Below are 17,720 nucleotides of genomic sequence, written 5' to 3' on the forward strand. Positions count from 1 at the left end.
AGGAGCGGGAGAGCAGGGGGCAGGGGTGCAGGGAGATAAATAAATAACTAATATCCCAATCCCCAATCCCCCAATCCCCAGTCCCCAGTCCCCAGCCCCCAATCCCCAGTTCCCAATCCCCAGTTCCCAATCCCCGTTAAAAATGCCACTCGAACTGCAAAATCTCACAGGCGGTTATACCGCAGCGCCAATTGTCCAAGACATTAATCTAACTCTGCAAACAGGAGAATGGTTGAGTTTAGTCGGTGCAAATGGTTCCGGAAAATCTACATTACTCAAATTGCTGAGTCGTATTCTTTCACCGCAACAGGGAACAGTGCTACTTGATGGCAAGGCAATTCACTCTGAACCGCCAAATTTAGTTGCCCAGAAACTAGCGTTGTTACCACAACAGCAAACGGTTCCTGTGGGTTTAACAGTGCGACAATTAGTAAGTTTAGGACGCACACCACATCAACCTTGGTGGCAATGGGAATTAAATGCTCAAGATTGGCAAAAAGTTGAAGCAGCAATTCAAAAGACGCAACTAGAAAAATTGAGCGATCGCCTAGTAGAACATCTCTCAGGTGGTGAAAGGCAACGGGCTTTTTTAGCTTTGGCATTAGCACAAGAACCAAAAGTATTACTATTAGATGAACCTACAACTTATTTAGATATAAACTATCAACTGCAACTCTTAGAACTACTAAAGAATCTAAATCAGCAGCAAGAACTAACTATTGTCACAGTTTTACATGAACTAAATTTAGCAGCGCGGTACAGTTCCCGCATTGCTTTATTAAAACAAGGTCATCTTTGGGAAGTTGGCACACCAGAAGAAGTTCTTACACCAAACACTATAGAGCAAGTATTTGGTGTAGAATCTGTGATTATTCATACACCCGTGGGCTTACAAGTTTGTGCCATTTCTGCTGTGTAAATTCACTACTCTCTCTCTACTGTAAAATTGTCTATTCTTCTTCTTTGTGTATTGGTATTTTATACCAATTATCTTCTAGGAAAGCAATACATCGTTTATAGTAGCGCTTAAGCGCAATTACTTGCCTGATTGAATCTTTAATCATGAAACGGTATTAATAGTGTATAAAGATTAGACTTTATACTAAAAATTAAAATAACCATAATAAAAGCACCCTTCCCTATAGTAGAAAAGAGTGCCTATATTACCGGATTTCAAACAAACTTAATGTTAATCATTAATCGGTGCATTGGGTTTTGCTGCATCAATTTCGGCTTGCGATAAATTAGGAACTGACCAGTTCACGTCGCCAGCTTTTAACACTTTGGCGGGGGCAACATTGAATTCTACAGCACCCGTCTCTGGATTAGTTTTAGCTACTAATTGAGTTCCATCCACAATCTTTATCGCCAAGGGTTCCACCAGTTCTTGACCTTGGGTATCCCCAGGAGTTAAACCAGCAACTTTAGTACCACTTGGTAGGTAAACGCCATCACAATCCCAGTCATCATCTGTAATCTGACCAGTACCTAAGAAGTAAAGGGTATTACCTTGCAATGCTTTTTTGGGTTTATGAGCATACACAGCTAAAGTCTTACCCGTCTCATTGCGGCACTGCGCCCAATCTTGTGCTGTTTCTAAAATGTACTTTTGCAGTTTCAAATCACCCAGTTGTTGTTCAATTTCGTCTGGTGTGTATTGTGAATCACCAGGTTCATCTTTAATATTTAAGAGCTTATTGATTGCTTGATTTACCTCTGTGTAGTCAGAACCTTGAGTCAGATTTGGCCTACCTGCCCAAGAAGGTTGAGCAACTACCAAATTCACCAGAAGAACTAAAGCAACGAGAGCAATTTTGAAGAGTTTCATGATCTTTCTCCTTTTGAGTATGACTAAATCTTTTTAATTTAAAAAGTTTAGAAATTTTCTACTTTATATATCTGAGACAGTTTGTATTGATGGGTTTTATAAAGTTTTTGACAAACGTCTCATAAGCCTTCAGTTATAATTACCCTGGAAAGTCAACGTCTGAGGATGTTGTTTGTCCCATGCTATATAGTTTAACTAATCCTATTAAACACAAGCAGGTAGCCACCAAGGCAATTGGGGTTAGTGAAGCACTGTCTAGGATAATAAACACGCCTAAGCCAATCAACACAAAGGGAACAAAACTGTTACCATAGCGGGTTAGCAAATTAGAGATTGCAGGCTGACAGGTCAGCTTGTATGTTGCGTAGCACCAAACCCCTACCAGTACAAGGAAGACTGCGATAATCACTAACAAACTGGAGAAGTTAGTGTTGGCGAACAATGGCATATAAATACCTATATTATCACTACCATTGGCGATGGTAATAGCTGCCACACTATAAGCTTGGGGAGACAAAAAACTAGCGAAGGTAGAGGCATGAGAAAACTGAGGTTCTGACTCTGTATCCGCCGACGAATCGTTTTCTGGGTTAAATAGACGATTTAGTCCAATGGTGATGGGTACTAAACCCAAAAGACCAATCCAATGAGATGGCAATATCAAGCCCCCAAGAAAACCAGCCAGACTAGCGACGACCAGAGTACAAAAGCCCAAGTACTGACCAATCACGATGTGCCGACGCCGGAAACTTGCATTCGCCTGTGAAAATAACAGCGTTAAGATAACCAAATCATCTAGATTTGTAGCTGTAAAAGCTGTGATTCCGGTAGGAATTGCCGTGATTAGTTCGTTCATTTCTATCTCCTCAATCTTCTCGTTGATGCTGTCTAAGCTAATGATTGGTTTATGTCTGCAAATACTTTAGAAACTGCTACTTAATCAACTGTGGAGATGTAGCATTCCAAATTGAACTGGTAGGCTGTGCATTAGAATCGCTGAAACAAAACAAATATTCTTTTTTAATAAAATGCTGAATGACGGTTCCAATTAAGAGCGAAAGAGTTAAAAGTTTCAATTAGAAATGTATAGAAGTAAAATTTAGTCTCTTTCACCGTCATGATCAAGAAAAAGTGTTGGTAGCTCACTTTTACTTACTCGTTAACTTATCCAAAACTTTGTTATTGTCTCCAATTGCTTGGTCAATAGTAAAAGGTTTATTACTGGAAGCTTCCTTAGTAAATTTAGTGTTAGTTTGGACATGAAGTCCTGGTAACCGACTTATTTTAACCTCTTTAATCTCTTTAATCCCTTTGGATTCAGGTACTAAAGTTACTCTAATCTCATTAATAACTCGTTGCTGCTCTTTAACTATTTGAGTTAACTCGTTTAATTGTTGAGCGTGTAATTCATCCAATTTGGCATGGAGCAGTTCAATATTTTGTCCAGCCCTGAGATTTACTTGGTGGTCAATTTCAGCGTTTCTCCGGTCAGTATCAGACTGGCGATTCTGGCTCATTAAGACGATGGGAGCTGTATAAGCTGAAGCAAATGAAAACACTAAGTTAAGCATTATGAAGGGTGACTCATCCCAGTGGGGAACTCCAGGCATTAAGTTCATACCAACCCACCCTGCCAAAACGGTACTTTGGCAAATGAGAAATTTCCAAGAACCCACTTGATTTGCTAGTTTATCGGCAAGGTACTGCCCACGAGTCAATTTATCGGTAGAGGTGTTTGCGGCTACTGATTGCTGTGTTTCTATAAGATTCGGTTTTTGAACTACTTTTGCATCAACAGTGTTTGATAATACTTTTTTTACAGAATTCATGTCGCACCTCTTTGCGTCGTTTCGGTATGTGTTTATCCTTATGTGTCTTAATGTACGCTCCATAACCGATAGAAGCAAATATTGTTTCTTTTTAAAACGATAAATAAAAATGATGAATAATAAAAAGCTAGCCCCAAACAGATTTCAAAGTCAACGATTTACTAACAAGATTCATTTAGATTATTTCCCGCATACTCAACGAATAAGAGAAGGGGAGGCAATGAAGAATTTTTCATTGCCTCCCCTTCTTTAAAACCACGAATGAAATAGCCCTGCTATCAAAACACGAAAAATCACAAGAAGGTTGAACACACAAGCTAAGGCTTGACTTGCTGTGTCTGTGCGTTGATAATTGCACTCCAGTCATCATTTTCTACAGCAGCTTCAAGTTGGCGTTGACGTTCGGCTTCACTCGCATCTGTTGTTTCTGATTCTTTAGAGAGGGTTGTGTCAGCCATTGCTTTTCGCAATTTCAGCTTTTTTTCTTCGTAGGCTAAACGTTCCGCCTCTGACATCACTGCCTTGGCAACTTCGCCAACCGTGCTAGCCCACATTCCGCTTTCGGAAGTATTACCAAGTGGTGTAATTTCAAGTTCTGCTATCCACGCCTCGCGTAAATCTTCCATTTCTTGGCGCTTTGGAAACTTGAATGCCTGCACGCGCACGAAAGCACACTTTTGCTCCCCATTTTGGGCAACATGACCATTCAGAGACAGCAATACATTCCGAGAATAGCCGATGTATTGCGTGTGGCGATTTGTATCCAACACCGCGTAAACACCTGCAACTTTTACATTCTCAGCAGCTGCACACCAAGCCGCCAGGGGCATGATTTCAGTTTCCTTATTTGCTAATTCAGGAGTTACACTCACCTCGGCGGTGTGTTCGTCATCGGAACTATATAAGAATTCATGCAGTCCACGATGATTTATGGGTACATTCTGATGTTCAATTGGGGAACTGTTTTGAGTTTCCATTGCAGTTAATCTCCGAGCTACTAATTAGCAAATGTAAATATATGCCTTTCAAACATTGAAGCTTAAATTTAGCTATATCTCCAATTTGCTTGTTTTTAACAATTTTTATGGAGTAAATAGCCAAAAGGGTGTTAATAAATAACATTTTCACAGTCAAAAACTAAAGGAAACAGATTTATTGATATTCTTAGCTATGGCTTTATTGAGTTCTTCAAACTTGACTTAATAGCTAGGCTTTGATATCTTACATCTATTTTGTAATATTAATTAACTTTTTCAGTTAAATTAATTGTGGACAAAAAATTTATTTGCTAATACCACCAAAAAACGCTCTGATGAATAAACTTACGCCCAAAGATTGGCTGTTTATCAAACAGCGGCTGACTCCTTATTTATTTTTACTGCCTGCCTTGGTTCTTTTAGGTTTAACTGTCTTTTGGCCTGCATTACAAGCTTTTTACCTAAGTTTTACCAGTTACGAAGATATTGCCCAACCGCCACAATGGATAGGTTTTGCTAACTTTTTCCAGCTTTGGAAAGATGCCGTTTTTTGGAAAGCACTAGAAAATACTTTTCTATATCTTGTGGGTGTAGTACCAATTTTGGTGATTGCTCCCTTGGGATTGGCAATTTTAGTCAATCAAAAACTGCGAGGAATGAATTGGTTTAGAGCTGCATACTACACTCCTGTAGTAATTTCAATGGTTGTGGCGGGCATAGCTTGGAAATGGTTGTATGCAGAAAACGGCTTACTCAATCAGTTACTCAAAACGTTGGGTATTTTTCCAGAAGGAATTCCCTGGCTAACCAGCCCAGCAAAGCTTTTAGGCATTGTACCGATTTCTCTTGCCAGCGTGATGGCTGTTACTATATGGAAAGGGCTTGGCTATTACATGGTGATTTATTTAGCGGGATTACAATCAATTCCTGCTGATGTGTATGAAGCCGCAGCAATTGATGGCTCTGATGGAATCCGCAAACACTGGGATATCACTATACCGTTGATGAAGCCGTATTTAGCGTTAGTAGCAGTAATTTCGGCTATTTCTGCCACCAAAGTATTTGAAGAAGTATATATTATGACCCAAGGAGGCCCACTTAGTAGCTCGAAAACAATTGTTTACTATTTATATGAGCAAGCTTTTAACAATTTAGAAATTAGCTATGCTTGCACAATTGGGTTAGTGCTATTTTTGATAATTTTGGGCTTATCGGTTTTGCGATTAGTTATTAACCAACAGGGAAGCGATGGTATCACAATCTGATGTGATCATAGCTCATCTTTATAAAGATACAGATTATGCACTCTAGTAAAAAGGGCGTGGTTCAGCGATACCATAACCCTGTGCATAATCCACCCCGATCGCCTGAATTTTTTCTAGGATGTGTTTATTTTCGACAAATTCGGCAATGGTTTGAATACCCATGACGTGACCGATTTGATTAATGGCTTCTACCATTGCCAAATCAATCGGCTCCTCCACAATATGTTTGACAAAACTTCCATCTATTTTGAGATAATCCACTGGTAAGTTTTTCAGATAACTAAAGGAAGACATACCGCTGCCAAAATCGTCTAAGGCGAAGCGACAACCAAGTTCTTTAAGCGATCGCATGAAGCTTGCAGCTTTTGCCAAGTTGGAAATGGCAACAGTTTCGGTAATTTCAAAGCAGATTGTCTGTGGTGGAATTTGGTATATTGCCAACTGTTCACGCACAAAGTTGATGAATTGGTCATCGTTGATACTAATACCAGAAAGGTTGATGGTATATGTACAGTCCTGCGTGGTGGATTGTGTAGATTTTTCTGTTTTATGTTGTCTAAGACTAGCAAACAGCGTCCGGATTACCCAACGGTCGATCGCTTGCATGAGATTGTAGCGTTCAGCCGCAGGTATAAATGCCATTGGCAACACAACGTTACCTTGTTCATCAATTAAGCGTAGGAGAATTTCGTAATGCTCACCACCAAGCTTTGCTGAATTGATAGGGACAATTGTTTGATAATAAAGGCAGAAACGATTTTCCTCAAGAGCTTGAGTAATTCGCATCACCCACTGTATTTGGTTTGTAGCTTGAGTCAATTCGCGATCGTCGGCTTGATAGATATGCACACGATTGCGTCCATTGTTTTTAGCTACGTAACAAGCAGCATCAGCAGCACTTAATACACTATTGAGACTTTGACTGTCTGGATTGATCACAAGCAACCCAATGCTGGCTCCAATATTGAAAGTTTTGTCCTGCCACACAAAACGAAACTCTTGGATACGTTGGACAATCGCATTGGCAATCCGCAATGCTGGCTCTAGAGGACAATATTCCAACAATATGGCAAATTCATCTCCGCCCAAACGAGCTAGAGTATCAGAGAAGCGGACTAAACCTTGTAACAGAGTGCTAACTTGACGCAACAGTTCATCACCAGCAGCATGACCACAGGTATCGTTAACAATCTTGAAGCGGTCTAAATCTAAATAACACAGCGCGTGTTGTTGATTTTGAATCTTGGCGTCGTCTAGAGCCAGTTCCAAACGGTACTCAAATTCGCAGCGGTTGAATAGTCCGGTTAAGGCATCGTGGGTAGCCTGCCAGGATAACTGACGTGCCATGCTACGCTTTTGGGTAACGTTTTGAAATACCATTACCGCACCAACAATTTGCCCATCTTTATTGCGAATAGGTGCGGCAGAATCTTCAATAGCAACATCATTACCATTGCGGGCAATTAGGACACTATCTTTAGCAAGATTGACAATACAGCCAGAATGTAAGGCTTTTTCTAAGGGATTTTCTACGGTTTCTCTAGTGGTTTCATTGACAACCTGAAATACGTCTGGTAGCAACTTTCCCTCTGCATCTACAAGACTCCAGCCAGTTATTTGTTCAGCAACAGGATTGAGATATTTTATCTGTCCAAAAGCATTGGTGGTAATTACTGCATCCCCGATGGATTGCAAAGTCACCTGAGCTAGTTCTTTTTCTTCATGAAGTTCTTGTTCCAGGAGTTTCCGCTGGGTGATATCAAGCGCCACGCCACCAACAAACTGTCGTTGTTGACTATCTTCAAAGGGAAACTTTAAAACTATCCAGTAACGAAGACATCCATCTGGTGTGGGAATAGTTTCGAGAATCTGTGCTGCTTCACCTGTGGAGAGGACTAAGATGTCATTTTCACGCACCTGTTTTGCGGTTTGTTCTGGCAACCAATCAAAATCTGTCTTACACGTTAAATCACTTTGTTTAATGTTGAATACACGCTCGCAGGTCTTATTTACATAAACATAACAACCATTAGAGTCCTTCATAAAAGCTACAACAGGACTATTGTTCATGAAGGTCTGAAAGCGCTCTTCACTTTCGCGTAGAGCCGTCTCTGCTTGGCAGCGCAAAATAAATTGTCCAATCTGGCTACCAACCGCAGCCATCATCGTTAGCAAATCCGGCTGTTCCTGATGAATCTTGCTGCTAAAGAAGGTCATAACGCCTATGATTTCACTGCCACACTTGATCGGAAAACCAAAAGCTGTATGCAGATTTGCTGAGGTTGCACTGGCTTTGTCCAGAAAGGTGATATCTTCAATAACATTATTAATCCAAACTGATTCACCGTTAGCCCAGATGCGATCGCGTAGTTCAACAGTTGCAGCAAAGGTATTCTGTTGGTAAATTAACTCAAGCTTTGGGGAATTTACACTCGCTTTGTGCCAAGTTAAACTTAGTTGCAATACGTTAACTTCTCGATCTAAGCTCCAAAATTCACTCCATTCCCATTCCAAATTAGAGCAGATAGTAGATAATATTTTCGTTGTGGCTTGAGAAAGCGTATCTGAAGATGCCAGGATGCTAGTTATAGTATGTTCTAGATTTTGAAGCTGTTCATTTCGCTTGCGCTGAGTAATGTCTCGACCGATGTAAACAAATTGTTGTAAATTCTCTATTTCAGTTAGAACAACGGTAAAGGTAAGAACAAGCTTTCTTCCAGTTTTGGTTTGACAAATAACTTCGCAATCCTTCAAACAATCATTTTGAGATTGTAAAAATTGTTTGTCAGTAATAATAGTTGAAATTGGTTGTAAAATTAAATCTTCGTGGCTATACTCAAACAACTCAAGTGCTGCCTGATTTATTGTTATGATACTTCCAGTCTCTGTTGTGACTAACAAAGCGTCTTTTATCGAAGTAATAAGTTTATCAATATAAGTGAAAGCAGCAGATAATGCATTTAACGTCTCATTCAAAAGAACATTATTTTCATCATTATCTAACTTTGCCAATCTTTGCTGTGCTACCATTTTTTTCTGTTTTAACCTCCAAAAACATAATCAACCAAATTTAAAAGTTTATAACTAAATAGATCTAATATATAAATATATATAAAAAGTAAAAACAATCGCTTATTAAAAACTAATAAATAGCGGTGCAAATCCAAGTTTCCAGTTTCATCCGTGGAAATTGAGAATTTTGAACTTTGAAAACTTGAAACGGCAGAAACCGCTGGTGATAACTTCGGTAATTTTGAATTCCCTGAAGGAACAATTTATATACTTTACCAGCTTAAAATTTTTCTCTACTCAGTATAATTCCTGAAACCACAATACTATTTGTTAAGAATTATTCTATGTACTGACCAAAGGAACTAGTTTAAGCAACCAATACTTCGCTAGATTTGGGTTAACTTTTTTAGCCTAATTTATACTAATTCGTAATTAGTCATGAATATTACTTAGACAAAAAGCACACCAAAAAGAGCCTCAAATCTATACACAGAAAGACTTGAATATTGTTCCACTTAGTTTGTTGACATATCTGAGTTTGAGCTATTTTTACCTTTTGGTATATTACCCTCACCCTATATGGGGTTTAAGTCCCGTTAAGAAAGTCAGATTTCGTGGGGATTTCAGACTTTGAATCTGTTGCCAGATTCTATAATCTTAGTATAATATATTGCCAGCCAAAATTAAAATTGGAGACTCATTTAGACTTGATATTAGGATTAACATTGCCCATCGCCTGAGCAATTTTATTTAAAATCGCCTTTGATACTCAATTACTGCACGACTGTCATCATCTAAATTAGTAGAAGCACGCACACGAAATTCATCATTAATTCGGTAATTGATACCCCATTGAAATGGGTCATTTGTGGTCAAAATCTTGATGGTAGAAACGGAGAATTGGGAAGAAATATCAACACCAGCCTCTGCCGCCAATTCTAAAGTTGAATTGCTTCTTCCCGCTTCAGGATTATCAGAGACAATAGTAGGAAATATTCTAAGTTCACTTAAGCCCAAAGCATTACCAACTTGGCTAAAAGCTGCCTGAAAATTATTGAACACAGCCGAGCCAGCTATATTAATTAAACCTAAAGTACTATCGCCACGTCCCTCACTATCTTCAAAACCACCGCCTAATAGGGCGACAATTTCTGTTTGGCTGCGTGATGGACTGCTTGTTAGTTCGAGATTTTCGTTCAGTTTACTGGCAGGGCCTTTGATACTGGCTTCAACTCGAACACTTTCTAAAGCTGCTAATCCTGTAGTATTTGACCGACTGAAGTCACTACTCTGAACTAAGTCCAATACTTTAGCATATAGCTGAATATCTAAATCGGGGTCACGGGGTTGATTGGGGCTAAAAGTTGCCGTATGCTCATAGCCACGAGCGAGATTAAATTGGGTGGTAAATAAGTTTACCCCACCTTGCTTGAGACGGATAGTCCCATCGGGAATTGGCTGACTAAATGTGCCGTTAACTATGAGGTTACCAGTTGCCTGAAAGCTGAGAATAGGTGGACGGGTAACTTCGACGTTTTTACCTAGTTCAAGTTCTAGATTATTAAATTTTGCGATCGCAGCGCTACTGGAAGCGATCGCATTTTCATTCTCAGGTTGGCTTTGCTTACTGGCTTTAGTGACTGGCAAACCAAGGCTATTATTTCCAGCTTGTGTGGTGTTAGTGGATGCTGCCAGCAACACCCGCCCATTAAATAAATCTACTCTACCGCCAACCATCGGGCTAAGAGCGGAGCCAGTAATCTGCAAATTACCGCTTGCGCCTCCTTGATACAATCCTTTGAGATTCAAAGTTAACTGTTCGAGATTAACGGTGAGAGGATTGTTGATAGTTACTTTCTCATTGAAGATCGGAATTTCTCCAGCGGCTTCTACCTTACCTCGGCTAAACCTACCCTGAAGATTTTCTACTAAAATGCGGTCTAAATTAAACTGTAATCTGCCTGTGACATGTCTGAGTTTGCCTGGTAAAGCTTGAGCGATAAAAGTAGCATTATTTACAGTAGCTATTCCTTCTAGCTTCGGCTGTTGTAGCGTTCCAGACACTGTAAGGTTTACTTCTCCTTCACCTTTCTCAAAAGCTACTTGGCTATTCAATCGGTTTAATAATGCTAATCCTTCATTTTTTACTTTCAGAGCCAGACTGATTTGCTCATTGTCTGGAGCCACGGAAGCAAAAGGTAACTGATAGGGTATGCTGCCAGTAATATCAGTTACATTTTCAGGTTCTGTCTCAGCAACTGATACGTTACTGCTGTTATTAACTTTCTCAGGTTCTACTGATACTTGGCTGCCAAAGTTCAAACGTCCATCAGCATAACTAAAACTCGCCGTCGCTGACTTTATTGGTTGTTGATTAAGTGTTGCTTCTGTTACTTGTAATTCGCCTATAGCTTTAGGATTAGCAATGCTGCCTGCTAAAGCTGCTGTACCGTTAAGATTGCCTGTGATCGGAACTGGAAGTTTGGCAAAATTATTCAGTAATCTTAATGGAAAATTATTTACCCGCAACTGGCCTGACTGTTCATTACCGCCAATGTCACCTGTGAAAGCAATCAGCCTATTTTCAGACTCAATCCGTAAAGGTTGTAGCCGCAAAACGCCGTTGTCAAAATTACCTTGGGCAATTACTTTGTCGGCACTGTAAAAACGAGTTGGTTCTTCCTTTTTACCCCAAGCAAAGTTTTGACCATTCAAATTAAATTGTGCTGAAAATCCATTGGCTGTAGCAGTATCTACGGCAATTTCTGCATCGAAAGTCCCCTTTAAATCTGCTAAATCTGGTACGGGAGTGGCATCAAGCCGCTGTTGTTCCTGTTCTGCTAGCAGAGTATCAATTTCCGAAAAACGCTCTAGTTGGGTTATCAAGGGCTGATTTGGTAACCCTTGGGGATTGGTGGTCAAATCTGCGGCTTTACCGTAGGTTGTTGCTGCCGAACCGCCTTGTAAATTTTGTAAGTCAAATAGCTGCGCTATTGCCAAAACATCTTGAATCTCACCTTGGTTGACGTTCAGTTTACCTTGTAACTGCGGCTTCGGGCTTTGAGAAAAATTTCCTGCAAAAGCATAACGACTATTACCTTTAATAAATTCGCTATTAGTAATCGCACCTTTACCGTTACTGTAACGGAACTGAGCAGCTAAGCGATCGCCTTTAATAACTCCAATTTGCGGTTGAGTAATTGCTAAATTCCCTGTTGCTGCCAATGTCTGCGGATTTATTAGCAATGTTCGCTGATTCAGGAATATATCTCCAGTTAACAAGCCAGCAACCTTAGCAGCACCCAAACGCAGGCTTGGTGGTGCAGTCAAATTCAATATTTGTAAGGGAAAGTTTTCGACTTTAACAGCTAAATTATCTCCTTGAGCTTGACCTGATGCAAATGCTTGCTGCCACTGTACTAAGAAGGAGTTGGGGCGATTATTCTTATCTAAATTTACCGCGAGGCGATCGCTATTACCTCTCAAGTCTAAATTCAACCCACGCCCTTGTGCTGACTGGATATTTCCAGATAATATCGGCTCAAAAGCAATATTTTGTACTACCAAGTTGCGTAATCTGATTTGCCCGATGATATTTGGTAACGGCAACTTGCCAGTGATTTTTCCGTTAAAATCTGTGCTTCCCGCCACAGCCACCTGATTAGGAAGATTAATCGGTAACTGTTTGAGATTGAAATTCTGAGCTTGGACGTTGAGATTTAAGGCAGTAATTTCGGGTATGCCTGCTTGCTGCCCATTGGCTAGTATGTCACCACTGACATTTAAACCTGGAGCTGTTCCTCGTTCAATGTTAAGCTTTTCACCATTCCAGGCGATCGCTGCTCTAAAGGGTTCTTGCATACCAGGAATAACTTGGGACAGTTGCACCTGACCAGTGGCACGCACATCAGCTAATTTAGCCGATCCTAATGCACCACCCACTTGCACTTTGCCACTAAACTGACCCCGTAATTGCTGATTCAAGTGATTTAATTGCACACCAGCAGCATCGACTACAGCTTGATAGCGACCATTCGCCAATTGAATATTAGAGGCTGTAATTGTTCCACCTGCTAGATTCACTTGTGCTTGACCGCTGGCTTGGATATTCTGCGGTTGGAAAGACTCCGCAGAACCAGCGACGTTTAACTGGCCTGTTAATCCACCCTGAAACTGCGGCGGTAGTGCTGCCAACTGCTGTACAGGTACATTCTTAGCTTGAATTTGCGCTTTATATACACCATTAGCTAGTTGAATATTCTTGGCTGTAATAGTGCCACCTGCAACATTTACTCGTGCTTGACCACTAGCTTGAATATTTTTCGGTTGGAAGGAGTCCACAGACCCCGCTACGTTAAACTCACCAGTTAACCTGCCTTTAAATTGCTCTGGTGTGCGTGCCAATTCCTGCACAGCAACATTATTAGCCAGCAGTTGCGTTTGATAGATACCATCCGCAAGTTGAATATTTTTAGCTGTAACTGTACCATCACCAACAGCGAGGCGGGCTTCACCAGTACCGCGCAAACTTTTAAGGCTGAAATTATCTCTATTGCCTACTATTTGGAATGTACCCGCCAACGGGTTAGCTAAAGCTGGGAGAGAATTTTTTAATATACGTGCCAACCGCAGATTATTGGCTACCAATTGAGCAGAAAAGCTTCGGCCTTGCAGCTTGACGTTAGAAACTGCAACTGTACCACCAGCAATTTGAACTCCTGCATCTTCAGCGCGAATCGTTGCAAGTTGAAATGGTGCTGTGGTTCCTGAAAGGATCAGACGACCGTTGAATTGCGCCCCTGCCAATGAGACATTTTGCAGTTGATTTTTGTCTACAAAGGGTTCTAACTGCACGCCAGAGGCTTGGGCAACAGCTTGCCAGCGTTGATTGGCGTAAGTGCCAGTTGTTCGCACCATACCACCACCAACATTCAGCGCCACATTGCGGAAGGAGACAGTGCGATCAGAGGCAACGACAACTTCACCAGTTCCTGGGTAAGTTCCACCAGGAGCTTGGAATTGTACCACAGTCTGCACATTGGTAGGAGTGCCAGTTACTTGGGCTGTACCTGAGAGAGTGCCGATTTGGAAGTTTGGTGTGATCTCGTAAATTTTAGCGATCGCATCCCCTGGAGTATTCTTCGCTGCGAAATTTAAATTTACTTGCGGAGTTTGTCCTAGTTGGATTGTCCCAGCACCCGTTATTTCACCACCAGCTGTTACTTTGCCTTGAATATCTTTGAGGGTAACGCGTGAGGAACTAGTAGAAAACTCAAAATTGCTAGTAATGCTCTTAAAATCAACTTTGTCAATCTTGGCAGTTTTGATTGTAGTAACTGTGCCTGAGAGAATTGGTAGAGTTGTTGAACCAACAATCTGCAAGTCTGCTTTTACTTCTCCAGCTATAGGGAAAGGCAGTTTCACCTTGAGAGTTTCTTGGGCATTGGGCAAACTCACCGCATTCACACGCCCAGCCAACTTAAAGCCTGTTTTAGTATCAATAATACCTGAAGCTACTACGGGAATTTTGCCGTAGTTAGAAGTAACATTGTCTAACTGCACTTCCGTTCCCTGAAAACGCAGGTTTCCTTGGGAATTAGTCAAAAGTTGTGGTACACGGGGTATTTGAAGTGTTACCCCTTGTGCAGTAGCGCTGCCAAACAATAAAGGACGCTGTGGCGGTGATAGTTGAATCTGCAAGTCACCATTGACTCGACCCGCTTGTAAGTTGAAGGGTAACTTGACTAGGCGAGTAACGTCTGCTGCCAGCAAGCCTTGTCCTTGCACTTGGAATTTGCCTGCTAGTACCCTAGAACGCGTCTCCCCTTGAAGGGAAACACTTCCACCGCTGTCTGCTTGCCCTACCAAATCAAACCCAATCAATTTGTAGTTTGCCAAGAGTTGAGCAGTGCCGTTTACTTGGGAAAATCCTACAGGAGAAGAGTATAAGATAGACGAGGGGGATGAGGAAAATGTTACTGCTCTCTGCTCCCCTGCTCCCCTGCTCCCCTGCTCCCCTGCTCCTCTCTTCTGCGGTAATAACATCAGCTTGCCATTGCGAAACCGTAGTTTGTCCAATTCGGTTTTAATGGCTCCGCCTTTACCTGGCGACGTTATTTTCGTGGAAATCCAACGTCCTTGGTTATCTTGTTCCAGGTAAACATTCGCGTTGACTAAGGTGACATCTAGCTTTAATTTGCGGTTAAAAATTAATTGCCACAAGTCAAAACCAACCTCTACAGCTTCGACTGTCGCCCGATCTGGATCTGTAGCTGTTGCTGGAATGGTTGAAGCCCCAAACTCCACTCCCATCAAAGAAAATTCTGTGACTTTTCCCAGCTTTAACGGACGGTTGAGTATAGTCGTGAGACTTTTTTCTGCCAGCGGGGTTAACTCTTTTTGGACGAAAGTCCGCAACCGCCAAACACCACCGACAATTCCAATGAGCAAAATTCCGCCCAAGGCAATGCCACCACAACTCAACACTAGCAACCACGAACGTTTGCGGGCGGGAGAGAGGAAGTGATTATCTTGATTGGGAGATTTGCTCATTTGCGTTTACTGTATTAATTGCCGGATGTTAGCTGGCACACTATAAGCATTAACTAGCACATTGATTCAATATGCCATTTCCAGGATACGCCAACTGAACCCAAGACCCCACTGGTTGAGTTATGGCATTTGCCTGACTCGATATTTGTGCTTGATAGTATTGGCGCTCTCAGGGAAATCTGAATAAAGTGAAAATTGTTGTTAGAGCTTTCCTTAATGCACAACCTAGAACTTTAATATGAATAGACTTTAAAAAGGACAAATGATTACTCCTATGCGGGTTTTTGTGTTAATTTTTAATGCTCGAACGGAAAATGAGGGAATTCATACGATTCGGGTGGGCGATCGCAATAAAATTCTGATGTTTGAGTCAGAAGACGACGCCACGCGCTTTGCGCTGATGCTAGAAGCTCAAGATTTTCCCACGCCTACAGCAGAAGTGATCGAGGCTGAGGAAATCAAGGAATTTTGCGAAAGTGCTGGGTATGATTGGGAAATCATCCCAAAAGACAGCAATTTAGTTGTCACTCCCCCAGAGCTGAATGTGGAAGAAACTGACTGGCAACTAGACGCCGAGAAGGAGGATACTAGTGACGACAACTTCCGTCCCAACCAAGAAGCCCTGGAAGAACCAGAATTGTCTGATTCAGAATTAGACAAAATTCGTCGTAACTTGGAAGGATTGTTGTAATGAGTCATTGGTCATTAGTCATTAGTCATTGGTCATTGGTCATTAGTCCTTGGTCATTGGTAACTGACAAATGACCCTATTAAATGAGTGCAAAGCGTACCAAGATAGTAAGCGCAGCTATATAAGAGAGGATTTTACGCCAGTTATTCTACGTGGGAGAGCCTAAGACCATACGTATAATCTCAGCGCACTGGCTGACAAAGAACAAATGACAAATGACAAAGAACAAATGACAAATTTCCAGGAACGTGGGCATCTTTTAACCGAGCAGGTAAATCCTAATAGTCTTAACTTAGATCAGCTTAGTTCTCTGGAATTAGTTGAGCTATTTAATAGCGAAGACCAAAAGGCGATCGCAGCAGTTGCAGCAGCGAAAGTTCAGTTGGCAGAAGCGATTGATCGCACCGCAGAACGTTTACGTCATGGTGGACACCTATTTTATGTGGGTGCGGGGACAAGTGGCAGGCTAGGAGTTTTAGATGCTGCTGAGTGTCCACCCACTTTTTGTACATCCCCAGAGCTGGTACAGGGAATTATTGCTGGTGGTGCTGGGGCGTTGGTACGCAGTTCTGAAGATTTAGAAGACCGTGCTGAAGATGGTGAAGCTGCGATCGCTCAACGGCACATTACACAATTAGATGTTGTAGTCGGCATTACCGCAGGCGGTACAACGCCATTTGTCCACGGTGCTATCAATGCTGCTCGTCAACGGGGAGCGATTACGATTTTTATCGCCTGTGTTCCTGCTGAACAAGTTAGCTTTGACGCCGATATTGACATTCGCCTGTTGACAGGCCCAGAAATACTAGCTGGTTCGACTCGCCTGAAAGCTGGTACAGTCACAAAGCTAGCTTTAAATATCCTTTCTACAGGGGTGATGGTCAAGTTAGGCAAGGTTTACGGCAATCGTATGGTGGATGTAGCCGTTACAAATCAAAAGTTACGCGATCGCGCTTTGCGAATTTTGCAAGACCTCACAGGTTTAAGTCGAGAAGCTGCTGGTTTCTTACTAGAACGTAGTGGCAAGTGGGTTAAGTTAGCCCTATTGATGCATTGGACTGGTTTGGAAAAAGCAGAAGGCGATCGGCTGTTGTCAGAACACCAAGGCAATCTCCGGGCGGCTGTTGTCAGCTACAAAAACGACAAGCAACCCTGAAAAATTCTCGAATTCATGTATTTAGCCTGCTTATGCAGGCTAAGCTAGCATTCAATAATTAATGCTTTTAGCAGATGGAAAGCTGCTCTGTATATATTTAATGTCGCTGGATATTGAAAAAATTAAAGATGAATCAACCATATAATTTAATTTTCCAAAATACCAAAAAATCAATGAATTTTCCTTTGAATAGAAGGAAAATCTAAATAGAAAATCTCACCCATAAATCTTTTAAAGAAGAATCCAGAATCAACTATAGCAATCTGATTTAATTTGTGGAAAAATCTAAGCTACAAGTGTGTATTATCGCCAAGAGTACAGCACTAAATACTTTGGGCAATGTGTTAGGCAGAGGCATAAAGCAATGACAGTTGCTACAACGGAGGGAACCTCCCTTCGGGTGACGCTCC

The 17,720-nt window shown here is 41.4% G+C and carries 10 protein-coding genes; 4 read left to right on the forward strand and 6 right to left on the reverse strand.

Annotated elements, in window-relative coordinates; all coding sequences use genetic code 11:
- The first annotated feature begins 142 nt into the window (after positions 1–142).
- Positions 143–919 carry an ABC transporter ATP-binding protein gene (locus WKK05_RS02440; RefSeq protein ID WP_341528227.1) on the forward strand — a complete coding sequence of 259 codons (777 nt, stop codon included), beginning with the start codon at positions 143–145 and terminating at the stop codon, positions 917–919.
- Positions 920–1,189: 270 nt separating this feature from the next.
- On the opposite strand, the gene WKK05_RS02445 is transcribed toward WKK05_RS02440, so the two are convergent.
- The 4 genes from WKK05_RS02445 to WKK05_RS02460 all read right to left on the reverse strand — a co-directional run bounded on the left by WKK05_RS02445 (position 1,190) and on the right by WKK05_RS02460 (position 4,634).
- Entirely contained in the window at positions 1,190–1,828 is a 639-nt protein-coding gene (locus WKK05_RS02445; RefSeq protein WP_341528228.1) for a hypothetical protein, read from the reverse strand.
- A gap of 139 nt (positions 1,829–1,967) precedes the next feature.
- The gene (locus WKK05_RS02450; protein WP_341528229.1) at positions 1,968–2,684 is read right to left on the reverse strand and encodes a cadmium resistance transporter; all 717 of its coding nucleotides are present in this window, start codon (positions 2,682–2,684) and stop codon (positions 1,968–1,970) included.
- A gap of 292 nt (positions 2,685–2,976) precedes the next feature.
- On the reverse strand, positions 2,977–3,657 hold the full coding sequence (locus WKK05_RS02455) for a DUF1003 domain-containing protein (protein WP_341528230.1): 681 nt from the start codon (positions 3,655–3,657) through the stop codon (positions 2,977–2,979).
- Between the two features lie 317 nt (positions 3,658–3,974).
- Positions 3,975–4,634, reverse strand: coding sequence for a GIY-YIG nuclease family protein (locus tag WKK05_RS02460; protein WP_341528231.1), 660 nt, complete (start codon positions 4,632–4,634; stop codon positions 3,975–3,977).
- Positions 4,635–4,969: 335 nt separating this feature from the next.
- Between WKK05_RS02460 and WKK05_RS02465 the strand changes: the two genes are divergently transcribed.
- Complete coding sequence (locus WKK05_RS02465; RefSeq protein ID WP_341528232.1) at positions 4,970–5,899, forward strand: sugar ABC transporter permease; 930 nt, start codon at positions 4,970–4,972, stop codon at positions 5,897–5,899.
- A 42-nt stretch (positions 5,900–5,941) separates the two neighbouring features.
- Here the strand turns inward: WKK05_RS02465 and WKK05_RS02470 are convergent, their stop codons facing one another.
- A complete protein-coding gene (locus WKK05_RS02470) occupies positions 5,942–8,929 on the reverse strand; it encodes an EAL domain-containing protein (protein WP_341528233.1) in 2,988 nt (995 codons plus the stop codon).
- A gap of 732 nt (positions 8,930–9,661) precedes the next feature.
- Positions 9,662–15,463 carry a translocation/assembly module TamB domain-containing protein gene (locus WKK05_RS02475; protein ID WP_341528234.1) on the reverse strand — a complete coding sequence of 1,934 codons (5,802 nt, stop codon included), beginning with the start codon at positions 15,461–15,463 and terminating at the stop codon, positions 9,662–9,664.
- 262 nt (positions 15,464–15,725) lie between these two features.
- Between WKK05_RS02475 and WKK05_RS02480 the strand changes: the two genes are divergently transcribed.
- Together WKK05_RS02480 and murQ are read left to right on the forward strand one after the other, a co-directional pair.
- Entirely contained in the window at positions 15,726–16,154 is a 429-nt protein-coding gene (locus tag WKK05_RS02480; protein ID WP_341528235.1) for a DUF3110 domain-containing protein, read from the forward strand.
- 229 nt (positions 16,155–16,383) lie between these two features.
- Positions 16,384–17,310, forward strand: a complete 927-nt coding sequence (murQ, locus tag WKK05_RS02485; protein WP_341531005.1) for an N-acetylmuramic acid 6-phosphate etherase — start codon at positions 16,384–16,386, stop codon at positions 17,308–17,310.
- Positions 17,311–17,720: the final 410 nt, after the last annotated feature.

The sequence above is a fragment of the Nostoc sp. UHCC 0302 genome (genome assembly GCF_038096175.1).
Lineage (GTDB): Bacteria > Cyanobacteriota > Cyanobacteriia > Cyanobacteriales > Nostocaceae > UHCC-0302.